Annotated in this window: 19 protein-coding genes; 16 read left to right on the top strand and 3 right to left on the bottom strand. The window is 60.6% G+C overall.

The window, feature by feature from the left end:
• Nucleotides 1–172 precede the first annotated feature (172 nt).
• The 3 genes from D8779_RS06545 to D8779_RS06535 all read left to right on the top strand — a co-directional run bounded on the left by D8779_RS06545 (nucleotide 173) and on the right by D8779_RS06535 (nucleotide 1795).
• Nucleotides 173–445, top strand: a complete 273-nt coding sequence (locus D8779_RS06545) for an HU family DNA-binding protein (RefSeq protein WP_136663630.1) — start codon at nucleotides 173–175, stop codon at nucleotides 443–445.
• Nucleotides 446–585: 140 nt separating this feature from the next.
• Nucleotides 586–978: a helicase gene (locus tag D8779_RS06540; RefSeq protein WP_136663629.1), complete on the top strand. Its 393-nt coding sequence runs from the start codon at nucleotides 586–588 to the stop codon at nucleotides 976–978.
• 79 nt (nucleotides 979–1057) lie between these two features.
• Entirely contained in the window at nucleotides 1058–1795 is a 738-nt protein-coding gene (locus tag D8779_RS06535; protein WP_136663628.1) for a hypothetical protein, read from the top strand.
• A gap of 53 nt (nucleotides 1796–1848) precedes the next feature.
• Here D8779_RS06535 and D8779_RS06530 read toward each other — a convergent pair whose 3' ends face one another.
• The 3 genes from D8779_RS06530 to D8779_RS06520 all read right to left on the bottom strand — a co-directional run bounded on the left by D8779_RS06530 (nucleotide 1849) and on the right by D8779_RS06520 (nucleotide 6356).
• The gene (locus tag D8779_RS06530) at nucleotides 1849–3255 is read right to left on the bottom strand and encodes an aminoacyl-tRNA deacylase and HDOD domain-containing protein (RefSeq protein ID WP_136663627.1); all 1407 of its coding nucleotides are present in this window, start codon (nucleotides 3253–3255) and stop codon (nucleotides 1849–1851) included.
• A gap of 90 nt (nucleotides 3256–3345) precedes the next feature.
• A complete protein-coding gene (recG, locus tag D8779_RS06525) occupies nucleotides 3346–5421 on the bottom strand; it encodes an ATP-dependent DNA helicase RecG (protein WP_136663626.1) in 2076 nt (691 codons plus the stop codon).
• Between the two features lie 8 nt (nucleotides 5422–5429).
• Nucleotides 5430–6356 (bottom strand): hydrogen peroxide-inducible genes activator, encoded by a 927-nt coding sequence (locus tag D8779_RS06520; protein ID WP_136663625.1) that lies wholly within the window; start codon nucleotides 6354–6356, stop codon nucleotides 5430–5432.
• A gap of 269 nt (nucleotides 6357–6625) precedes the next feature.
• Between D8779_RS06520 and D8779_RS06515 the strand changes: the two genes are divergently transcribed.
• The 13 genes from D8779_RS06515 (at nucleotide 6626) to nuoN (ending at nucleotide 21586) form a co-directional block, all read left to right on the top strand.
• Nucleotides 6626–7039, top strand: coding sequence for an NADH-quinone oxidoreductase subunit A (locus tag D8779_RS06515; protein WP_090240735.1), 414 nt, complete (start codon nucleotides 6626–6628; stop codon nucleotides 7037–7039).
• Nucleotides 7040–7049: 10 nt separating this feature from the next.
• Nucleotides 7050–7727, top strand: a complete 678-nt coding sequence (locus D8779_RS06510) for an NADH-quinone oxidoreductase subunit B (protein ID WP_136663624.1) — start codon at nucleotides 7050–7052, stop codon at nucleotides 7725–7727.
• 64 nt (nucleotides 7728–7791) lie between these two features.
• Nucleotides 7792–9573, top strand: coding sequence for an NADH-quinone oxidoreductase subunit C/D (gene nuoC / locus D8779_RS06505; protein WP_136663623.1), 1782 nt, complete (start codon nucleotides 7792–7794; stop codon nucleotides 9571–9573).
• 1 nt (nucleotide 9574) lies between these two features.
• Complete coding sequence (gene nuoE / locus D8779_RS06500; protein ID WP_136663622.1) at nucleotides 9575–10087, top strand: NADH-quinone oxidoreductase subunit NuoE; 513 nt, start codon at nucleotides 9575–9577, stop codon at nucleotides 10085–10087.
• Entirely contained in the window at nucleotides 10084–11448 is a 1365-nt protein-coding gene (nuoF, locus tag D8779_RS06495; RefSeq protein WP_136663621.1) for an NADH-quinone oxidoreductase subunit NuoF, read from the top strand. Before nuoE ends, nuoF begins: the two co-directional genes overlap by 4 nt.
• 136 nt (nucleotides 11449–11584) lie before the next feature.
• A complete protein-coding gene (gene nuoG / locus D8779_RS06490) occupies nucleotides 11585–14308 on the top strand; it encodes an NADH-quinone oxidoreductase subunit NuoG (RefSeq protein ID WP_136663620.1) in 2724 nt (907 codons plus the stop codon).
• On the top strand, nucleotides 14305–15297 hold the full coding sequence (gene nuoH / locus D8779_RS06485; RefSeq protein ID WP_136663619.1) for an NADH-quinone oxidoreductase subunit NuoH: 993 nt from the start codon (nucleotides 14305–14307) through the stop codon (nucleotides 15295–15297). Before nuoG ends, nuoH begins: the two co-directional genes overlap by 4 nt.
• Before the next feature lie 13 nt (nucleotides 15298–15310).
• Nucleotides 15311–15859, top strand: a complete 549-nt coding sequence (gene nuoI, locus D8779_RS06480; protein ID WP_136663618.1) for an NADH-quinone oxidoreductase subunit NuoI — start codon at nucleotides 15311–15313, stop codon at nucleotides 15857–15859.
• 10 nt (nucleotides 15860–15869) lie between these two features.
• A complete protein-coding gene (gene nuoJ / locus D8779_RS06475) occupies nucleotides 15870–16379 on the top strand; it encodes an NADH-quinone oxidoreductase subunit J (RefSeq protein ID WP_090240726.1) in 510 nt (169 codons plus the stop codon).
• Entirely contained in the window at nucleotides 16376–16684 is a 309-nt protein-coding gene (gene nuoK, locus D8779_RS06470; protein WP_090240724.1) for an NADH-quinone oxidoreductase subunit NuoK, read from the top strand. Before nuoJ ends, nuoK begins: the two co-directional genes overlap by 4 nt.
• Entirely contained in the window at nucleotides 16681–18531 is a 1851-nt protein-coding gene (nuoL, locus tag D8779_RS06465; protein ID WP_136663617.1) for an NADH-quinone oxidoreductase subunit L, read from the top strand. The genes nuoK and nuoL overlap by 4 nt, the downstream gene beginning before the upstream one ends.
• Nucleotides 18532–18545: 14 nt before the next feature.
• Nucleotides 18546–20087, top strand: a complete 1542-nt coding sequence (gene nuoM, locus D8779_RS06460) for an NADH-quinone oxidoreductase subunit M (protein ID WP_136663616.1) — start codon at nucleotides 18546–18548, stop codon at nucleotides 20085–20087.
• 23 nt (nucleotides 20088–20110) lie between these two features.
• Nucleotides 20111–21586: an NADH-quinone oxidoreductase subunit NuoN gene (nuoN, locus tag D8779_RS06455; protein ID WP_136663615.1), complete on the top strand. Its 1476-nt coding sequence runs from the start codon at nucleotides 20111–20113 to the stop codon at nucleotides 21584–21586.
• Nucleotides 21587–21598: the final 12 nt, after the last annotated feature.

Genomic DNA, 21598 nt, shown 5'->3' with positions numbered 1-21598 from the left:
GTCTGATATGCCATAAAATTGCCCACTTTAACTGTAGGACAAGACTGGCGCAGGGCCCGATGGCATGCCATCCTCCCTCAGTCTGCCGCAGCCTAGAGCTGTTGCGGCGCCTTGGTACCTGCTCGCGCAGAGCAGCCCGGACACAACAACAAAAAACCGTAAAGAGGCATTTATGCGTAAACCGGAACTCGCCGCCGCCATCGCCGATAAGGCGGATCTGACTAAAGATCAGGCAAACCGTGTACTTAACGCGGTACTCGAAGAAATCACCAACGCACTGAACCGCAAGGACAGCGTCACCCTGGTGGGCTTCGGTACATTCGTGCAACGCCATCGCGGTGCTCGCACCGGGAAAAACCCGCAAACCGGCGAGCCGGTACAGATCAAGGCCAGCAACACCGTCGCTTTCAAACCGGGCAAGTCCCTGAAAGATGCGGTTAACTGAGTCCTCAGGCCCGGGGTCTTTGGCTCCGGGTTGCTCCGCTCCTGCTGGCGTGCTCACGCCGTTCTTTTAGCCGGATGTAGTGCCCGCCACAAACCGCTACAATGCGCCGCCTTTCCCTTACCTTTTGCGAGGCCTCGCGCATGAAATTTCGTTTTCTTCTGTGGATGCTGGGCCGCCTGATGACCAAGGCCAGCCGTGAAAACCCGGCGTTCCAACAGCAGCTTGTCGACCGTGATATGACGTTCCAGCTGCACACTTTAGACGGCAAAGTAGCCCGTCACTTCATCGTTAAAGACCAGCGCATCACCAGTAAGCGTGGCCCTGCCAGCGAGCCTGCGTTTGCCCTTGGTTTCAAAGATGCAGCCTATGGTTTTGCCACCATGAGCGCCAAAAACAAACAGCTGGCGTTTATGCAGGGCATTCAGAACAAAGACATCCAGATTCAGGGCAACCCGGCGCTGGTAATCTGGTTCCAGGGCCTGACTAAGTACCTGATGCCGAAGAAGAAAGACGCTGCAAAAAAAGCTGCCTGATCCGCAACCGGGCACGCCAGGGCTAGTCGGCGTGCCAGGCTTTCGCTAGGCTGGGCATCGCCATAACGAGAGCTTGCCCATGCGTTTGTTGATGATTGTCCTGTTGTTGTCCGCCTCTCTTGCCCATGCCGCGCCCCCCAAAGCCGAAGCCTTTGCGCCGTTATTCGAGCTGGCGGGCATCCGTTTGCTCTGCGAGCAGAGTGCGCCGTTGGTGCAGCGTGGTTTGACTGGCAAGCAACACGCGCAGTTGGCCAAGGTGTTTGCCGCCGATGCTTTATGCCTGGACTTGGCCAAGCGTCTGACGATTAAACTCGATCAAGCGCAGGTGCAACAGGCGCAAAGTCTGCTTGAAAGCCCCCTGGCGCAAAGCTTCACCGCTGCCGAACGATCCGTCGGTGACAGCGGCGCAGAAGGCTTGGCGGCGTATCGCAAGCAACTGAGCGAGCGCCCACCGCGTGAAGAGCGGCTAATGCTGGTGCGGCGCTTGGATGCGGCGGCGCATACCACGACACTGGCGACCCTGTTGCGTTATGAGGTGGGTAAGACTCAGGCGTTTCTGGCTTTGCAGGCTCGTGGTGAAACTATTGATGAGCAAGCGCTGAGCAGTCAGACCAAGGCCCAAGAAGACGCGCTGCGGGCGTCCAGTGCCGAAGCGGTAGAGTCCTTTATGCTCTACGCGTACCGGCAAATGCCCAGTGAGCAGCTGGCTGAATATGCCGCTTTATATGAGCAGCCAGCAGTCGCTCAGCTGCTCGACAGCAGTGTCCAGGCATTACCTGAGCTGTTCGCTGCACGGCGTGCGCAGCTGAATAAGTAACGCGCTATAACGAATAAAAAGGGGCCTGCAGGCCCCTTTATTGTTCGGCGTATTCAGTGCGCCGGGTGGAATTGCGCAGCCAATTCGCGCAGGGCGACTTCGGCAGCCAGCACTTTGCTCACGGCCTCCTCGGCCTTGTCACGGCTGATACCGAGGTTGTCGAACAGGCTTTGTGGGATCTCGCTTTGTGGCCCGGCCCCGATACCGCGATTACGCAGCAGGCTGACCGACAGGCACACCAGGTTCGGGTAGGTGGCGTGGGGGCCGTTGTATTCCGGGTCGTGCTGGAAGCGCAAGGCGCTGGCCAGCTCTTCTGGCATGTCCCAGTAGCGCATCAGCCAGGCGCCGATCTGTTCACGGCTGATGCCAAGCAAATGCTGCTCGATATAGCTGTGCGACAGGTGCGGGTTGACCTCTAGATGTCGGCAAATCAGCGAGAAGTGCGGCGGAAACACATGCGCGAGCACTAGGTAGCCGAAGTTATGCAGCAGGCCAGCGAGGTAGGTGAGACCGGCCTCCGGACGCTGTGCGCGCGGAATGGCGCGGGTCAGGCCTTCGATGACGGCGGCGCTGTAAATCGCCTGCTGCCAATACGGCGTGGCTTGTTGCGGATGATCCTTGGGCAGGCTCAGGGTCTTGCCGAGGGCCAAGCCGAGTGCCAGGTTGATCACCAGATCAAAGCCCAGTACGCGGACGATAGCGTCTTCCACCGAGCGGATCTTGCCGGGCGCGGCGTAGTAGGGCGAGGCGGCCCAGCTGACCACCTGAGCGGCCAACGCGGGGTCGGTTTCGACTACGCCGGTAATGTCATCCACGGTGGCGTCCGGGTCGACGCGCAGCTTGATGATTTTTTGCGCAGTTTCCGGCAGCGGCGGTATTTCGATGGTTTCTTCTAAGCGTTGCTGGATGCGTCGTGCGGTGAACGCTTGCACGGCCTGGGTGATCTCGGCGCGATCGTCGTCGGGGCGGTCCAGGTTTAGGTGGATATTGCTCAGCGGCTCGCCGAAGCGCGCGGCGCTGGCCTTGCTCAGCAGGCTCTTGAACGCCTCGCTGCCCAGCTCCAGGAGCACGCCGCGTTGGCCAGACTCGATGTACAGGCTAGGTACTTGCAGCAAACGCTCGTCATACAGGCACGGCGAGCTGGTCAGCGGGGGCAAGCCGGGTAGCACTTTTAGGCTGTGTTTACTCAGCATGCGCTCAAGACGTTCCGGCTTTACGGCCACCAGTTGGCGGCCGGTCAGTTCGGTCAGGCGATTGAGGTCGAGCAGCTGGCTTTGTGGGTAAAGGACTAACAGCGCGCCCACGGCGTCATCCAACAACACCGCTTGCAGGCGCTGTGCGGCCGGTAAACCGGGCAGGTCACGGCAAACTTGGTAGGGCAAGCCGAGCTTTTCCAGCAATTGCAGAATCACCGCTGGCGGGCGCGGGGCGGTGTCGGGAGCAAGGGCAAGTTCAGTCATGGCGGTATCCGGCAGGGGCAGCAATGCTTCGAGTATAAACAGCGGGCTGGTGAAAGTGCGGCGCAGCTGACAGTTGTGTTGTGCGCTGGGTCACACTTGCCCGTATTGTTGGCCATGGCGCAGCCAACGTTCAAGTAGTGGGCTTACATGCTGCGGCCAGTGTTCCAATAGCGCTTGCGCGGCGTCGCGCACGGCGGGCAGCAGGTCGGCATCGCGCATTAAATCGGCGACCTTAAATTGCAACAGGCCAGTTTGGCGGGTGCCGAGCATCTCGCCAGGGCCGCGCAGTTCCAAGTCTTTTTCGGCGATGACGAAACCATCGCAGGTCTCGCGCATGATAGCCAGGCGCTGTCGGCCCAGTTGCGACAGTGGCGCGTGGTAGAGCAGCAGGCAATGACTGGCCGCGCTGCCGCGGCCGACTCGCCCGCGCAGTTGATGCAGTTGGGCCAGGCCCAGGCGTTCCGGGTTTTCGATGATCATCAGGCTGGCGTTGGGCACGTCGACACCTACTTCGATCACTGTGGTGGCGACCAATAATTGCAGTTGACCCTGCTTGAACTGGTTCATCACCGCGGCTTTTTCTGCAGGCTTCATGCGCCCGTGGATCAAGCCGACATTCAGCCCTCCGAGCGCAGCGCTCAGGTCGACAAAGGTGGTTTCGGCGGCCTGGCAGGTCAGCTCTTCCGATTCCTCGATCAGAGTGCAGACCCAATAGGCCTGGCGGCCTTCATTACAGGCCAGGCGCACGCGCTCAACCACTTCCAGGCGGCGGCTGTCGGCGATCACCAGGGTGTTGACCGGGGTACGGCCAGGCGGCAGCTCGTCGAGGATCGAGGTGTCTAGGTCGGCGTAGGCGCTCATCGCCAGGGTTCGCGGGATCGGCGTGGCCGTCATGATCAACTGGTGTGGGCACATATGCCCGCCGATGCCTTTCTGCCGTAAGGCCAGGCGCTGCTGCACGCCGAAGCGATGCTGTTCATCGATGATCACCAAGGCGAGCTTGTGAAACTTCACTTCGTCCTGAAACAACGCGTGGGTGCCGACCACCATGGGTGTGCCGCCAGCAATCTGCTCTAGCGCGCTGGCGCGGGCTTTGCCTTTGAGTTTGCCGGCCAGCCAAGCGACCTCCAGGCCGAGCGGCGCGAGCCATTTACTGAAATTAATAAAGTGCTGTTCGGCGAGAATTTCGGTGGGCGCCATTAAGGCCACTTGATAGCCGGCTTCCAGCGCTTGCAGGGCGGCAAAGGCGGCGACTACGGTTTTACCGGCACCCACATCGCCTTGCACCAAGCGCAGCATCGGCTCGCTCTGGCTGAGGTCGTAAGCGATTTCCGCACCGACCCGCTGTTGCGCGCCGGTGGGGGTAAAGCCCAGATTGGCCAGGTATTGCTGCGGCAGGGTTTGTGCCGGGGGCAGCGCCGGCGCCTGCTGCGCGCGGACACTTTCGCGCAGGCGTTGCAGCGACAGTTGGTGGGTCAGCAATTCTTCGAAGGCCAGGCGGTGCTGGGCCCAGTGCCGGCCTTCGGCAAGCTCTTCCTGGTCGGCATCCGGTGGCGGCCGATGCAGGTAGCGGATTGCCTGGTCGAGCGGGCTGAGCTGGTAATCGTCAGCCAGTTCGCGCGGTAGCCAATCCGGCAGGCTGTGTGGGCCCAAGCGTGCCAGGGCTTGTTCGCTGAGTTGGCGCAGGCGTTGCTGGGTCAGGCCTTCAGTCGTTGGGTAGATCGGTGTCAGCGTTTGTTCGACTGCAATCGGCTCGCTGCCCGAGAGGGCGCGGTACTCCGGGTGATAGATTTCCAGGCCGGAAGAGCCGGGGCGTACTTCGCCGTAGCAGCGCACCTGCGTGCCGCGCTTGAGGCCTTCTTTCTGTGCCTGGCTGAAGTGATAGAAACGTAAGGAGAGAGTGCCGCTGCCGTCCTGCAGGCGTACCAGCAGACTGCGCCGGCGCCCCATGACTACATCCGCGCCAGCGACTATGCCTTCCACCACGGCGTCCTGGCCGGGGCGAAGGGCGCCAATTGGCACGATGCGGGTACGATCCTGATAGCGCAGCGGCAGGTGGAATAACACATCCTGCAGGGTTTCCAGGCCGACCTTGGCCAGCTTTTCAGCCAGGGCAGCGCCGACACCTTTCAGCGCTGTTACGGATACCGCCGCCAACTCGGTCATGGGCGAGCCTAGACGCTGGGCGCCGGCGGTCGGGCCACTGAGCAGAGGCGGATTGAGTCAGTCAGCACATCGATGGCATTCGGCCGTGGAAAGCTGGCGCGCCAGGCAATGGCCACGGTACGGAAGGGCACCGGTGCGCTGAGCGGGCGTACTTCGATTACGCCGGGGGCATAGTGGTGACTGTCCACCGCCGAGAACGGCAGGATCGACACGCCGAGGCCCGAGGCGACCATATGGCGGATGGTTTCCAGCGAGCTGGACTCCACCGTGGTGTGCTTGGCGTTGTCTTCGCCACCCTTGCGCAGCGTCGGACAGGCTTCCAGCACCTGATCACGGAAGCAGTGGCCTTCGCCCAGCAACAGCAAGCTCTTGTCATTCAGCAGTTTGCTGTCGATGGTTTCCATTGCCGCCCACGGATGACCAAACGGCAGCAAGGCGTAGAACGGCTCGTCATACAGCGGCTTGGTCAGCACATCGGCTTCATGGAACGGCAGGGCGATGATGATTGCGTCCAGCTCGCCGTTACGCAGTTTGTCGCGCAGCACGTGGGTGAAGTTTTCTTCGATATACAGCGGCATATCCGGCGCGACGCGGTGCAGCTGCGGAATTAGATGGGGGAACAGGTAAGGCCCGACGGTGTAGATTGCGCCGATTTTCAGCGGCGCGGCCATCTGGTTCTTACCGGCCTGGGCCAGCTCACGAATGCCCTGGGCCTGCTCCAGCACCTTCTGTGCTTGAGTTACGATGCCTTCACCGACGGGCGTCAGGCGCACTGCGCTCTTACTGCGTTCGAAAATCAGTACGCCGAGCTCATCTTCGAGCTTTTTCACCCCCACCGACAGCGTCGGCTGGCTGACATGGCAGCGCTCAGCGGCACGGCCGAAGTGCTGCTCTTGAGCGAGGGTGACTATGTAGCGCAGTTCGGTGAGGGTCATAGTCTTTATCCATTGAGATGCAGCCAAGCATAGCGGCTGTATTCAATGGAACCAACTGTTGATCCCCTGCTGCGGGGATGGCCGAAGCGCTGAAACGGTTTTGGCGATTGGTTACGCGTTAATGTCGCTTTGTGAACAGAAAATAATTAGTTACTAATCACGTGTGCGCATAGAATTGCGACCATACTTTGCGGGCGACCCAGGCCGGGCTTTCGCACTCGCCACAATAAAACTATACAAGCCGTTCCTTTTATCCGAGGAGTACCGGCATGCCTGATGCGGTAACGACCATGTCCCATAACTGGGCTTTTGCTGTGTTCCTGCTGGGAGTCTGCGGGCTCATCGCCTTTATGCTTGGGCTGTCCAGCTTACTGGGCAGCAAAGCCTGGGGCCGCAGCAAAAACGAACCTTTTGAGTCCGGTATGTTGCCCGTCGGCAGCGCGCGTTTGCGCCTGTCAGCCAAATTCTATCTGGTCGCGATGCTCTTCGTGATCTTCGACGTTGAAGCCCTCTTTCTCTTTGCTTGGGCCGTCTCGGTGCGCGAAAGCGGCTGGGCTGGGCTAATCGAAGCTACAGTCTTTATAGCAATTCTGTTGGCAGGTCTTGTCTACCTTTGGCGGATCGGGGCGCTCGATTGGGCTCCTCAGGGTCGTCGTGAGCGACAGGCGAAGCTAAAACAATGAGGCTTTGGCGATGCAATACAAACTTACTCGGATCGATCCGAATGCGCCTAATGAGCGCTATCCGGTCGGCGAGCGGGAGACGGTTTCCGACCCGCTGTTAGACGATGAAGTGCACAAGAACATCTACATGGGCAAGCTCTCGGATGTTCTCAATGGCGCCGTGAACTGGGGGCGCAAGAACTCCCTGTGGCCGTATAACTTCGGCTTGTCCTGCTGCTATGTGGAAATGACCACCGCCTTTACCGCACCGCACGACGTTGCGCGTTTTGGTGCGGAAGTGATCCGGGCCTCCCCGCGTCAGGCGGATTTCATGGTTATCGCCGGCACCTGCTTTATTAAGATGGCCCCGGTCATCCAGCGCCTGTACGAGCAGATGCTGGAACCCAAGTGGGTGATCTCCATGGGTGCCTGTGCCAACTCTGGCGGCATGTACGACATCTACTCTGTGGTTCAGGGGGTGGATAAGTTCTTGCCGGTCGATGTCTATATTCCCGGTTGCCCGCCCCGGCCCGAGGCCTTTCTGCAAGGCTTGATGTTGCTGCAGGAATCCATCGCTCAGGAGCGTCGTCCGTTGTCATGGGTGGTCGGCGATCAGGGGGTTTATCGCGCCGATATGCCGTCACAGAAAGAGCAGCGCCGTGAAGAGCGCATCGCCGTGACCAATCTGCGTAGCCCCGACGAAGTGTGAGCCTGGGCTCGCATGAGCCCCCTCTGACACTGTTGCCCGATAGCGCCCGATAGCGACCGAGACCATGACTGCACAGAGCATTCTGTCTATACCGACGTACAAAGCTGACGACCAAGACGTGGTTGTCGAGCTGAATTCCCGTTTTGGCGCTGAAGCCTTTACCGTGCAGAGCACCCGCACCGGCATGGCGGTGCTGTGGGTGGCCCGCGAGCGCCTGGTTGAGGTGTTGACCTTCCTGCGCAACCTGCCGCGCCCCTACGTCATGCTGTATGACCTGCATGGCGTCGATGAGCGTCTGCGCACCCAGCGTCGCGGCCTGCCCGGCGCCGACTTCACCGTGTTCTACCACCTGATGTCGCTGGAACGTAACAGCGACATCATGCTCAAGGTGGCGCTCAACGAGCGTGACTTGAATATGCCGAGCATTACCAGCATCTGGCCCAACGCCAATTGGTATGAGCGTGAAGTCTGGGACCTGTACGGCATCCACTTTAGCGGTCACCCGCACCTGACCCGCATCATGATGCCGCCGACCTGGGAAGGTCACCCGTTGCGCAAGGATTACCCGGCGCGCGCCACCGAGTTCGATCCCTTTAGCCTGACCCTGGCCAAGCAGCAGCTGGAAGAGGAGGCGGCGCGCTTCAAGCCGGAAGACTGGGGCATGAAGCGCGGCAGCGAGCATGAAGACTATATGTTCCTCAACCTCGGCCCCAACCACCCCTCGGCCCACGGTGCGTTCCGCATCATTCTGCAGCTCGATGGCGAAGAGATCGTCGATTGCGTGCCGGAAATCGGTTACCACCACCGGGGTGCCGAGAAGATGGCCGAACGCCAGAGCTGGCACAGCTTTATTCCTTACACCGACCGCATCGACTACCTCGGTGGGGTGATGAATAACCTGCCATATGTGCTGGCCGTAGAGAAGCTCGCGGGCATTACCGTGCCGCAGAAGGTCGATGTGATTCGCATCATGATGGCCGAGTTCTTCCGCATCACCAGCCACCTGCTGTTCCTCGGCACCTATATCCAGGATGTCGGCGCCATGACGCCGGTGTTCTTCACCTTCACCGACCGTCAGCGTGCCTACAAGGTGATTGAAGCCATCACCGGCTTCCGCTTGCACCCGGCCTGGTACCGCATTGGTGGTGTGGCCCACGATCTGCCGCGCGGTTGGGACAAGCTGGTTAAAGAGTTCGTTGACTGGTTGCCCAAACGCCTCGATGAGTACGAAAAAGCCGCGCTGAAAAACAGCATCCTCAAAGCGCGCACCATCGGTGTGGCCCAGTACAACACCCAAGAAGCACTGGAGTGGGGCGTTACCGGTGCGGGCCTGCGTTCCACGGGCTGCGATTTCGACCTGCGTAAAGCACGGCCGTATTCGGGCTATGAGAACTTCGAATTTGAAGTGCCATTGGCGGTCAATGGCGATGCCTACGACCGCTGCATGGTGCGAGTGGAGGAGATGCGCCAGAGCATCAAGATCATCGATCAATGCATGCGCAACATGCCAGAAGGTCCGTACAAGGCGGATCACCCGCTGACCACGCCGCCGCCGAAAGAGCGCACGTTGCAGCATATCGAAACCCTGATCACCCACTTCCTGCAGGTCTCCTGGGGTCCGGTGATGCCCGCCAATGAGAGCTTTCAGATGATCGAGGCGACCAAGGGCATCAACAGCTATTACCTGACCAGTGACGGCAGCACCATGAGCTACCGCACGCGCATCCGCACACCGAGCTTCCCGCACCTGCAGCAGATCCCCTCGGTGATTCGCGGCAGCATGGTCGCCGACCTGATTGCCTACCTGGGCAGTATCGACTTCGTGATGGCCGACGTGGACCGCTGACATGATCCAGACAACCAACAGCAGCACACTTATTCAGACTGACCGTTTTGCCCTGAGCGACGCCGAGCGCTCGGCCATCGAGCATGAAATACACCACTACGAAGACCCGCGCGCGGCGTCGATCGAAGCCTTGAAAATCGTGCAAAAGGCCCGTGGCTGGGTGCCTGACGGCGCCGCCGATGCGATTGGCGAAATCCTCGGTATTCCCGCCAGCGACATCGAAGGCGTGGCCACCTTTTACAGCCAGATATTCCGTCAGCCGGTGGGGCGGCACATCATCCGCGTGTGCGACAGCATGACCTGCTACGTCGGAGGCCATGAGTCGGTGGTCGACAGCATCCAGCAGCAGCTGGGCATCGGCCTCGGCCAAACCAGCACGGACGGTCGTTTTACCCTGTTGCCAGTTTGCTGCCTGGGTAACTGCGACAAAGCGCCGGCGTTGATGATCGACGACGATACCTTCGGTGATGTCAGCCCTGGTAGCGTCAGCCAACTGTTGGAGGCTTATTCATGACAGGTTTCAACGCCAAGCGACTGACCTCCATCGGCCCGGCCAACACAATTGCCCGCAGCGAAGAGACCCATCCGCTGACCTGGCGTTTGCGTGACGACGGTCAGCCGGTATGGCTGGAGGAATACCAGCAGAAGAATGGCTACGCCGCTGCGCGCAAGGCACTGAGCGAAATGGCTCAAGCCGATATCGTGCAAACGGTAAAAGACTCCGGCCTCAAGGGTCGTGGCGGCGCCGGCTTCCCCACGGGAGTGAAGTGGGGGCTGATGCCGGCGGATGAGTCGATGAACATCCGCTATTTGTTGTGCAATGCGGATGAGATGGAACCCAACACCTGGAAAGACCGCATGCTGATGGAGCAGCTGCCGCACCTGTTGGTGGAAGGCATGCTGATCTCGGCGCGGGCGCTTAAGGCGTATCGCGGTTACATCTTCCTGCGCGGCGAATACGTCGATGCGGCGACCAACCTCAATCGCGCCATCGCGGAAGCCAAGGCTGCTGGCCTGCTTGGCCAGAACATCCTCGGCAGCGGTTTCGATTTCGAACTGATCGTGCACACCGGCGCCGGTCGTTATATCTGCGGCGAAGAAACCGCGCTGATCAACTCGCTAGAAGGTCGCCGCGCCAACCCACGGGCCAAGCCGCCGTTTCCGGCCGCTGTCGGCGTGTGGGGCAAGCCGACCTGTGTGAACAACGTCGAAACCCTGTGCAACGTGCCGGCGATCATCGGCAATGGCGTGGACTGGTACAAGACCCTGGCCTGCCCCGGCAGTGAAGACCATGGCACCAAACTGATGGGCTTTTCCGGCAAGGTGAAGAACCCAGGCCTTTGGGAGCTGCCTTTCGGCATCTCGGCCCGCGAACTGTTCGAGGATTACGCCGGCGGCATGCGTGACGGTTTCACCCTGAAATGCTGGCAGCCCGGCGGTGCGGGGACAGGCTTCCTGCTGCCCGAGCATTTGGACGCGTCGATGTACGCGGCGGGTATCGCCAAGGTTGGTACGCGTATGGGCACCGGCTTGGCGCTGGCCGTCGATCACACCGTCAACATGGTCTCGCTGCTGCGCAATATGGAAGAGTTCTTCTCCCGCGAATCCTGCGGCTGGTGTACACCGTGTCGAGATGGCCTGCCATGGAGCGTGAAGATTCTCCGCGCCCTGGAACGTGGCCAAGGCACTCAGCAGGACATCGACACCCTGCTCGGGCTGGTCAATTTTCTCGGCCCCGGCAAAACCTTCTGCGCTCATGCACCCGGCGCGGTTGAGCCGCTGGGCAGTGCGATCAAGTATTTCCGTTCGGAGTTCGAGGCGGGTGTGGCCAGTTCGACGGCTGCGGCCGGGCGCGCTGAAACCGTGAACCTATAAGTAACGCCTGGGGTGAGGGAAGTTGGCCAGCAGTGTGCCATTGCCCCTCACCCCCGCCCCCTCTCCCTAAGGGCGAGGGGAGACAAAAGCATTCCATTAGCCAAACTCGCTTCGGCGGGAAGAAGAAACCTTAACCATGGCCACTATCCACGTAGACGGCAAAGATTTCGAAGTCGATGGGGCGGACAACCTGCTACAGGCCTGCCTGTCCCTGGGTCTCGATATCCCTTACTTCTGCTGGCATCCGGCGCTCGGTAGCGTCGGCGCCTGCCGCCAATGCGCGGTCAAGCAGTACAACGATGAACACGACACGCGCGGGCGTATCGTTATGTCGTGCATGACGCCCGCCACCGACAACAGCTGGATCTCCATCGATGATGAAGAAGCCAAGGCCTTCCGCGCCAGCGTCGTTGAGTGGCTGATGACCAATCACCCCCACGACTGTCCGGTGTGTGAGGAAGGCGGCCATTGCCACCTGCAAGACATGACGGTGATGACCGGTCACAACCAGCGTCGTTATCGCTTCACCAAGCGCACCCACCAGAACCAGCAGCTCGGCCCGTTTATCGCCCACGAGATGAACCGCTGCATCGCCTGTTACCGCTGCGTGCGTTATTACAAGGACTACGCCGGCGGTACCGACCTCGGCGTATTCGGCGCGCACGACAACGTCTATTTCGGCCGCGTTGAAGATGGCACGCTGGAAAGTGAATTTTCTGGCAACTTGGTCGAGGTCTGCCCAACCGGCGTGTTCACCGACAAGACCCATTCCGAGCGCTACAACCGCAAGTGGGACATGCAGTTCGCCCCCAGCATCTGCCACGAGTGTTCCAACGGCTGCAACACCAGCCCTGGCGAGCGTTATGGCGAGATCCGCCGTATCGAGAACCGCTTTAACGGCGATGTGAACCAGTATTTTCTCTGTGACCGTGGCCGTTTTGGCTACGGCTATGTCAACCGCGAAGACCGTCCGCGTCAGCCGTCGCTGGGCAATACCAAACTAGGCATCGATGCCGCGCTGGATAAAGCCGCCGAGTTGCTCAAGGGCAAGCGCCTGATCGGCATCGGCTCGCCGCGCGCCAGTTTGGAAAGCAACTTCGCCCTGCGCGAGCTGGTCGGCGAGGCCAACTTCTACAGCGGTATCGCCGCAGGCGAATTGGAGAATATCCGCCTGATTCGCGACATCCTGCAAAACGGGCCATTGCCGGTACCGACCCTGCGTGATGTGGAGTTGCACGATGCGGTCTTTATCCTCGGTGAAGACCTGACTCAGACTGCTGCACGCCTGGCCCTGGCCCTGCGTCAAACTGTGAAGGGCAAGGCCACTGAAATCGCGGCATCGATGAAGATTGCCGAATGGCACATGGCGGCGGTGCAAAACGTCGCTCAAGACGCGCTGCATCCCCTGTTTATCGCCAGTATCACCACGACGCGTCTGGATGATATTGCCGAGGCCTGCGTGCATGCCGCGCCGGTTGATCTGGCCCGTATTGGCTTTGCCGTGGCTCACGCCATCGACGCCAGCGCGCCAGCCGTTCTCGGCCTGGATGCCGATGTCGTCGAACTGGTTGAATTGATTGCCGAGGCGTTGCTGGAAGCCAAGCGACCGCTGATCGTTTCCGGAGCCTCAGCGGGCAGCCGGGACATCATCGAAGCCGCCGCCAACATCGCCAGTGCGCTGAAGAATCGTGAGAAAAACGCCTCCATCAGTTTGATCGTGCCTGAAGCCAACAGCATGGGCCTGGCCTTGCTGCTGGGTGAAAGTTCTGCCGACACCTCTGTCGATGCCGCGCTGCAGGCGCTCACGGCGGGCCAGGCCGATGCGCTGATCGTGCTGGAAAACGATCTGTATCGCCGCGCCGATGCTGGCAAAGTCGATGCCGCATTGGCTGCCGCGGAGGTGGTGATCGTCGCCGACCATCAGCACACCGCCACTAGCGAGAAAGCCCATCTGCTGCTGCCTGTGGCCAGTTTTGCCGAAGGCGACGGCACCCTGGTCAGCTTTGAAGGCAGGGCCCAGCGCTTCTTCCAGGTGTTCGAGCCAAGTTACTACGATGCCAGCATTCTTATCCGTGAAGGCTGGCGCTGGCTGCATGCCTTGCACAGCACCTTGCTGGGTAAGCCGCTCGACTGGACGCAGCTGGATGAAGTCACCGCCGCCTGTGCGGCCAGCAACAGCCTGCTGGCGCGGATTGGCGAGGCCGCACCGAACGCTACGTTCCGCATCAAGGGTCTGAAGCTGGCCCGTGAGCCGCACCGTTACAGCGGCCGTACGTCCATGCGCGCCAATATCAGCGTGCACGAGCCGCGTCAGCCGCAGGATCAGGACTCGGCCTTTGCCTTCTCCATGGAAGGTTATTCCGGCAGCGTTGAGGCCCGCCAGCAGATTCCATTCGCCTGGGCGCCAGGCTGGAACTCGCCGCAGGCCTGGAACAAGTTTCAGGATGAAGTCGGCGGCCACCTGCGTGCCGGCGACCCCGGTGTGCGCTTGCTGACCGCTGAAGGCGTGGCGCTGCCGTGGTTTAACGTGCCTGCCGCCTTCAACCCGGCACCTGGCACGCTGCACGTGGTCGCGCTGCATCATTTGTTTGGCAGTGAAGAAACCTCAGCCAAGGCGGCGCCGCTGCAAGAGCGCATCCCGGCGCCTTATGTGTTGCTGGCCAAAGCCGAAGCCGACCGTTTGGGCGTGAATGAGGGCGCACTGCTCAGTCTGGATGTGGCCGGGCAGACGTTGCGCTTGCCCGTGCGCGTTACCGAAGAGCTGGCCATTGGCGTGATCGGTTTGCCAGTAGGCTTACCGGGCATTCCGGCGCAGGTTGCCGGGGCCGTGGTCAGCCGTATTGAGGAGGCCGCGCAATGAGTTGGCTAACGCCTGAAGTGATGGACGTGCTGATCGCGGTGCTCAAGGCCATCGTGATTTTGCTGGTGGTGGTGGTCTGTGGTGCGCTGCTGAGCTTTGTCGAGCGCCGTTTGCTCGGTTGGTGGCAGGACCGCTACGGCCCGAATCGCGTCGGCCCGTTCGGCATGTTTCAGATCGCTGCCGACATGATCAAGATGTTCTTTAAGGAAGACTGGACGCCACCGTTTGCCGACAAGTTCATCTTTATCCTGGCGCCGATGATTGCCTTCGCCGCGATGCTGATGGCCTTCGCGATTATCCCGATTACGCCGAATTGGGGCGTGGCAGATCTAAACATCGGCATCCTGTTCTTCTTCGCCATGGCCGGTCTGTCGGTGTATGCGGTGCTGTTTGCCGGCTGGGCGAGTAACAACAAGTTTGCCCTGCTCGGCGCGCTGCGCGCTTCGGCACAAACCGTGTCTTACGAGGTGTTTCTGGCCCTGGCGCTGATGGGCATCGTCGCTCAGGTTGGCTCGTTCAACATGCGCGATATCGTCGATTACCAGGCCGAGAATCTGTGGTTCATCATTCCGCAGTTCTTCGGCTTCTGTACCTTCTTTATTGCCGGCGTGGCGGTGACGCACCGCCACCCGTTCGACCAACCGGAAGCCGAGCAGGAGCTGGCCGATGGTTACCACATTGAATATGCCGGGATGAAATGGGGCATGTTCTTCGTCGGTGAGTACATCGCCATCATCACCATTTCGGCGCTGTTGGTAACCCTGTTCTTCGGCGGCTGGCACGGCCCATTTGGCCTGTTGCCACAGATTCCGTTTATCTGGTTCGCCCTGAAAACCTGTTTCTTCATCATGATCTTCATTCTGCTGCGCGCCTCGATTCCGCGGCCACGGTATGACCAAGTCATGGCCTTCAGCTGGAAGTTCTGCCTGCCGCTGACCCTGATCAACCTGCTGGTGACCGGCGCAGTTGTGCTGGCTACGGCCCAGTAAGGAGAACCACAGAATGTTCAAATACATATGGGATGTGCTGGTCGGTACTGGCACCCAACTGCGCAGCATGGCCATGGTCTTCAGCCACGGCTTTCGCAAGCGCGACACCCTGCAATACCCGGAGGAGGCGGTGTACCTACCGCCGCGCTACCGTGGCCGCATCGTGCTGACCCGTGACCCCGATGGCGAAGAGCGTTGCGTGGCCTGCAACCTGTGCGCCGTGGCCTGCCCGGTAGGCTGCATCTCGCTGCAAAAGGCTGAAACCGAAGACGGTCGCTGGTACCCGGATTTCTTCCGCATCAACTTCTCGCGCTGCATCTTCTGCGGTCTGTGTGAGGAGGCCTGCCCAACCACGGCGATTCAGCTCACCCCGGATTTTGAGATGGGCGAGTACAAGCGCCAGGACCTGGTCTACGAGAAAGAAGATTTGCTGATTTCCGGCCCGGGCAAAAACCCGGATTACAACTTTTACCGCGTCGCCGGTATGGCCATCGCCGGCAAGCCGAAAGGCGCCGCACAAAACGAAGCCGAACCTATCAACGTCAAAGGCCTGCTTCCTTAAAGGGGGGGATATGGAATTCGCTTTCTACCTCGCCGCCGGCGTTGCCGTGGCGGCCACATTCAGGGTGATTACCGCGAGTAATCCGGTGCATGCCTTGTTGTATTTGATTCTGTCGCTGCTGGCCGTAGCCATGACCTTCTTTGCCCTCGGCGCACCCTTTGCTGGCGCACTTGAGATCATCGTCTACGCCGGCGCGATCATGGTGCTGTTCGTGTTTGTGGTGATGATGCTCAACCTCGGCCCGCCTGCGGTCGAGCAGGAGCGGCAGTGGCTGACACCGGGTATCTGGGTTGGCCCGGCGATTCTCTCGGCGCTGTTGCTGGGGCAGTTGCTCTATGTGTTGTTCCAGTCGCCGAGCGGTGCGGCCATTGGCTTGCAAACCATCGAGGCGAAAGCCGTTGGCATTGCCCTGTACGGGCCGTACCTGCTGGCGGTGGAGCTGGCCTCGATGCTGCTGCTGGCCGCGCTGGTCGCGGCCTATCACCTCGGTCGTCACGATGCCAAGGAGCCAACCGCATGAATGCGATTCCTATGGAGCACGGCCTGGCACTGGCCGGCGTGCTGTTCAGCCTCGGCCTGATCGGCCTGATGGTGCGGCGCAATATCCTCTTCGTGCTGATGAGCCTGGAAGTGATGATGAATGCCACCGCGCTGGCCTTTGTTGTGGCCGGCAGCCGTTGGGCCCAGCCTGACGGTCAGGTGATGTTTATTCTGGTGATCACCTTGGCGGCGGCGGAAGCCAGCATTGGCTTGGCGATCCTGTTGCAGTTGTATCGCCGCTTCAACACCCTCGATGTCGACGCTGCCAGCGAGATGCGCGGATGAACCTTCTATTTTTGACGTGCCTTTTTCCGCTGCTGGGCTGGTTCCTGCTGGCCTTCTCCCGTGGGCGTATTTCCGAGAGCCTGGCGGCGTTGATTGGCGTCGGTTCAGTGGGGCTGTCCGCCTTGACGGCAGCCTGGGTGATTGTGCAATTCAACCTCAACCCGCCGGCAGACGGCGTATTCACCCAGGTGTTGTGGCAGTGGATAAATGTCGGAGGTTTTGCGCCGAGCTTCACCCTGTATCTGGATGGCTTGTCCGTGACCATGCTCGGCGTGGTGACTGGCGTGGGTTTTCTGATCCACCTGTTCGCCAGTTGGTACATGCGCGGGGAGGAGGGCTACTCGCGCTTCTTTGCCTACACCAACCTGTTTATCTTCAGCATGCTGCTGCTGGTGCTTGGCGATAACTTGTTGATGCTGTATTTCGGCTGGGAAGGCGTGGGGCTGTGTTCCTACCTGCTGATCGGCTTCTACTTCAAGCACAGCGCTAACGGCAACGCGGCGCTTAAGGCGTTTATCGTCACCCGCATCGGCGACGTGTTTATGGCCATCGGCCTGTTTATTCTGTTCCTCCATCTGGGCACCCTGAATATTCAGGAGCTGATGGTGCTGGCGCCGCAGAAGTATGTGGAAGGTGACAGCTGGCTGTGGATCGCCACCCTGATGCTGCTCGGCGGCGCGGTCGGTAAATCCGCGCAGCTGCCGCTACAGACCTGGCTGGCCGACGCGATGGCCGGCCCGACCCCGGTGTCGGCACTGATCCACGCGGCGACCATGGTCACCGCGGGCGTTTACCTGATTGCGCGCACCCACGGCCTGTTCCTGCTGACCCCGGACATCCTCGAACTGGTCGGCATCGTCGGCGGCGTTACTCTGGTGCTGGCCGGTTTTGCCGCGCTGGTGCAGACCGATATCAAGCGCATCCTTGCGTACTCGACCATGAGCCAGATCGGCTACATGTTCCTCGCCCTCGGCGTAGGGGCCTGGGACGCGGCGATCTTCCATTTGATGACCCATGCCTTCTTTAAGGCGCTGCTGTTCCTGGCTTCCGGTGCGGTGATCAACGCCTGCCACCACGAGCAGAACATCTTCAAGATGGGCGGGCTGTGGAAAAAACTGCCACTGGCTTACGCCAGCTTTATTGTCGGCGGTGCGGCGCTGGCGGCATTGCCGCTGATCACCGCGGGCTTCTACTCCAAAGATGAAATTCTTTGGGAGGCCTTTGCCAGCGGCCACCAATGGCTGCTCTACGCTGGGTTGACGGGTGCTTTCCTGACCTCGCTCTACACCTTCCGCCTGATCTTTATCGCCTTCCACGGTGAGCAGAAGACCGAAGCCCATGCCGGCCATGGCGTCGCCCACTGGCTGCCGTTGGTAACGCTGATTGTGTTGTCGACCTTTATCGGCGCGCTGATCAGCCCACCGCTGGCTGGCGTGTTGCCGCAGAGCGTCGGCCATGCCGGCGGTGAGGCCAAGCACAGCCTGGAAATCGCCTCGGGTGCCATCGCCATCATCGGCATCGTCCTGGCCGCACTGCTGTTCCTCGGCAAGCGTCGGTTTGCCACGGCGGTGGCGCAGAGTGCGCCGGGGCGCTTTCTGTCGGCCTGGTGGTTCGCCGCCTGGGGCTTTGACTGGCTTTACGACAAGCTATTTGTGCAGCCTTACCTGTTGCTTTGCCGGTTGCTCGGGCGTGACCCGATTGACCGCAGCATTGGCCTGATTCCGCGTCTGGCGCGAGGCGGCAACGCCTTGCTGGCTAGCAGCGAGACCGGCCAAGTGCGCTGGTATGCCACGTCGATTGCCGGGGGTGCCGTGCTGGTGCTCGCCGTCCTCCTGTTTCTGAATTAAGGAAAAACAGCCTGATGATTCTGCCCTGGCTAATCCTGATCCCCTTTATCGGCGGCTTGCTGTGCTGGCAGTTCGAGCGCTTCGGCAACGTGCTGCCGCGCTGGATTGCCCTGTTAACCATGGGCCTGTTGTTTGCTCTGGGCCTGTGGCTGTGGGCCACCGGTGACTTCAGCTTGGCGCCTGCTCCTGGTAATGGGCCTGGCGCGGCTCCGCAGTGGGCGGCCGAGTTTCAGGTGCCGTGGATTGAGCGTTTCGGTATCAGCGTGCATCTGGCGCTGGATGGCCTCTCTGTATTGATGATCAGCCTTACCGGCTTGCTCGGTGTGCTCTCGGTGCTGTGCTCATGGAACGAAATCCAGAACCGCGTCGGTTTCTTTCATCTCAACCTGATGTGGATTCTCGGTGGCGTGGTCGGCGTGTTCCTTGCCGTCGATCTGTTTCTGTTCTTCTTCTTCTGGGAAATGATGCTGGTGCCGATGTTCTTCCTCATCGCGCTCTGGGGGCACAGCGGCAGTGACGGCAAGACGCGCATCACCGCCGCCACCAAGTTCTTTATCTTTACCCAGGCCAGCGGCCTGATCATGCTGCTGGCGATTCTCGGCCTGGTGTTTGTGCACTTCAATCAGACCGGCGTACTGACGTTTAACTACGCCGACCTGCTGCAAACCAAGATGAGTGCCGGCACCGAATACATCCTCATGCTCGGTTTCTTTATCGCTTTCGCGGTTAAGTTCCCGGTGGTGCCGTTCCACTCCTGGCTGCCGGATGCCCACGCCCAGGCGCCTACTGCTGGTTCGGTGGACTTGGCCGGTATTTTGCTGAAAACCGCGGCCTACGGTCTGTTGCGCTTTGCTTTGCCGCTGTTCCCCAACGCCTCGGCCGAGTTTGCCCCGATTGCCCAGTGGCTCGGCGTATTCGCCATCATCTACGGCGCGCTGCTGTCGTTCGCGCAAACCGACATCAAGCGGCTGGTGGCCTACTCCAGCGTGTCGCACATGGGCTTTGTGCTGATCGCGATTTATTCCGCCAGCGAGATCGCCCTGCAGGGCGCAGTGGTGCAGATGCTCGCTCACGGCTTATCGGCGGCGGCGCTGTTTATCCTCTGCGGTCAGCTCTATGAGCGCCTGCATACCCGCGACATGCGCGAGATGGGCGGTATCTGGGCGCGTATGCCCTGGCTGCCGGCGCTGAGCCTGTTCTTCGCCGCTGCGGCGCTGGGTCTGCCGGGTACCGGTAACTTTGTCGGTGAGTTCCTGATTCTGCTCGGCAGTTTCCAGAGCGCGCCGTGGGTCACCATCGTGGCCGCCACCGGCCTGGTATTCGGTTCGGTCTACGCGCTGATCATGATTCACCGCGCCTTTTTCGGCCCGGCCAAGGCAGATACTGCGTTACCAGGCTTGCAGGTGCGCGAGTTGAGCATGGTGCTCGGCCTCGCCGTGCTGCTTATTCTGCTGGGGGTCTACCCGCAGCCGGTGCTCGATACCTCCGCCGCCAGCATGCAAGGCGTGCAGCAGTGGCTGGGTAATGCCCTCAATCAACCTGTTCTGGCCCGGTGAGCGGCTTAATGGAAAGCCATGCTATGCAACTGACGACTCAACACTTCATCGCGCTGCTGCCGTTGCTGATCACCAGCGCCACCGTGGTGCTGGTGATGCTCGCCATCGCCTGGAAGCGCCACCACACCCTGACCTTTGGCTTGTCGGTGCTGGGCCTCAACCTGGCTCTGCTGTCGCTGCTGCCGGCGCTTGAAGTCACGCCTATTCAGGTCACGCCGCTGTTGCTGGTGGATAAGTTCGCCTGCTATTACATGGCGCTGGTGCTGGCCGCGACCCTGGCCTGCGTGACGCTGACTCACGCCTACTTGGGCGGTGAGTCCGGTAAGGGCTATCCGGGCAACCGTGAAGAGCTGTACCTGCTGATGCTGCTGTCGGCTGCCGGTGGCCTGGTGCTGGTCAGCGCGCAGCATCTGGCCGGGCTGTTTATCGGCCTGGAGCTGCTCTCAGTGCCGACCTACGGCATGATCGCCTACGCCTTCTTCAACAAACGCTCGCTGGAAGCCGGCATCAAATACATGGTGTTGTCGGCCGCAGGCAGCGCGTTTTTGCTGTTTGGCATGGCGCTGCTGTATGCCGAATCGGGCAGCCTGACGTTCGCCGGCATCGGCGCCCAGTTGGCCGCCGATGGCCTGCCGAGCATGCTCGCACAGTTAGGCGTGGGCATGATGCTGATTGGTCTGGCCTTCAAGCTATCGTTGGTGCCGTTCCATCTGTGGACGCCGGATGTCTACGAAGGCGCGCCAGCGCCGGTGGCAGCTTTTCTCGCCACGGCCAGCAAGGTGGCGGTATTTGCCGTGCTGCTGCGCCTGTATCAGATGTCGCCGGCGATGGCGGGTGGTTGGTTGAATGACCTGCTGACACTGATCGCCATTGCCTCGATCATCTTCGGCAACCTGCTGGCGCTGTTGCAGAACAACCTCAAGCGCCTGCTCGGTTATTCCTCCATCGCCCACTTCGGCTACCTGCTAGTGGCGCTGATCGCCAGTAAAGGCCTGGCCGTTGAAGCGGTGGGTGTGTACCTGGCGACCTATGTGCTGACCAGTCTCGGCGCCTTCGGCGTGATCACCCTGATGTCCACGCCTTACAGTGGCCGCGACGCCGATGCCTTGTTTGAATACCGTGGTTTGTTCTGGCGCCGTCCGTACCTGACCGCTGTGCTCACCGTGATGATGCTGTCGCTGGCCGGTATCCCGCTCACGGCCGGTTTTATCGGCAAGTTCTACGTGGTTGCAGCCGGTGTGCAATCGCAGCAATGGTGGCTGCTGGGTGCCTTGGTAATCGGCAGCGCCATTGGCGTTTTCTATTACCTCCGGGTGATGGTCACCCTGTTTATGGCCGAAGCCAACATGCATCGCCACGATGCGCCGTTTAATTGGGCGCAACGGGCTGGCGGGATCATGTTGCTGGTGGTGGCGGTATTGGCCTTCGCCCTTGGCGTGTATCCGCAGCCGCTGCTGGAGCTGGTGCAGCAGGCTGGATTGGTAGCTGTGCTGCCGTGAGTGACCTCAACA

The organism is Pseudomonas leptonychotis (assembly GCF_004920405.1).
GTDB lineage: Bacteria > Pseudomonadota > Gammaproteobacteria > Pseudomonadales > Pseudomonadaceae > Aquipseudomonas > Aquipseudomonas leptonychotis.
The sequence above is the reverse complement of the archived record's forward strand: the minus strand, read 5'-3'. Positions and strand labels throughout refer to the sequence as shown.

Excerpts from the sequence above, each read along its gene's own strand:
- D8779_RS06545 (WP_136663630.1), top strand. The coding sequence starts at position 173 with ATGCGTAAACCGGAACTCGCCGCCGCCATCGCCGATAAGGCGGATCTG.
- D8779_RS06540 (WP_136663629.1), top strand. The coding sequence starts at position 586 with ATGAAATTTCGTTTTCTTCTGTGGATGCTGGGCCGCCTGATGACCAAG.
- D8779_RS06535 (WP_136663628.1), top strand. The coding sequence starts at position 1,058 with ATGCGTTTGTTGATGATTGTCCTGTTGTTGTCCGCCTCTCTTGCCCAT.
- D8779_RS06530 (WP_136663627.1), bottom strand. The coding sequence starts at position 3,255 with ATGACTGAACTTGCCCTTGCTCCCGACACCGCCCCGCGCCCGCCAGCG.
- recG (WP_136663626.1), bottom strand. The coding sequence starts at position 5,421 with ATGACCGAGTTGGCGGCGGTATCCGTAACAGCGCTGAAAGGTGTCGGC.
- D8779_RS06520 (WP_136663625.1), bottom strand. The coding sequence starts at position 6,356 with ATGACCCTCACCGAACTGCGCTACATAGTCACCCTCGCTCAAGAGCAG.
- D8779_RS06515 (WP_090240735.1), top strand. The coding sequence starts at position 6,626 with ATGCCTGATGCGGTAACGACCATGTCCCATAACTGGGCTTTTGCTGTG.
- D8779_RS06510 (WP_136663624.1), top strand. The coding sequence starts at position 7,050 with ATGCAATACAAACTTACTCGGATCGATCCGAATGCGCCTAATGAGCGC.
- nuoC (WP_136663623.1), top strand. The coding sequence starts at position 7,792 with ATGACTGCACAGAGCATTCTGTCTATACCGACGTACAAAGCTGACGAC.
- nuoE (WP_136663622.1), top strand. The coding sequence starts at position 9,575 with ATGATCCAGACAACCAACAGCAGCACACTTATTCAGACTGACCGTTTT.
- nuoF (WP_136663621.1), top strand. The coding sequence starts at position 10,084 with ATGACAGGTTTCAACGCCAAGCGACTGACCTCCATCGGCCCGGCCAAC.
- nuoG (WP_136663620.1), top strand. The coding sequence starts at position 11,585 with ATGGCCACTATCCACGTAGACGGCAAAGATTTCGAAGTCGATGGGGCG.
- nuoH (WP_136663619.1), top strand. The coding sequence starts at position 14,305 with ATGAGTTGGCTAACGCCTGAAGTGATGGACGTGCTGATCGCGGTGCTC.
- nuoI (WP_136663618.1), top strand. The coding sequence starts at position 15,311 with ATGTTCAAATACATATGGGATGTGCTGGTCGGTACTGGCACCCAACTG.
- nuoJ (WP_090240726.1), top strand. The coding sequence starts at position 15,870 with ATGGAATTCGCTTTCTACCTCGCCGCCGGCGTTGCCGTGGCGGCCACA.
- nuoK (WP_090240724.1), top strand. The coding sequence starts at position 16,376 with ATGAATGCGATTCCTATGGAGCACGGCCTGGCACTGGCCGGCGTGCTG.
- nuoL (WP_136663617.1), top strand. The coding sequence starts at position 16,681 with ATGAACCTTCTATTTTTGACGTGCCTTTTTCCGCTGCTGGGCTGGTTC.
- nuoM (WP_136663616.1), top strand. The coding sequence starts at position 18,546 with ATGATTCTGCCCTGGCTAATCCTGATCCCCTTTATCGGCGGCTTGCTG.
- nuoN (WP_136663615.1), top strand. The coding sequence starts at position 20,111 with ATGCAACTGACGACTCAACACTTCATCGCGCTGCTGCCGTTGCTGATC.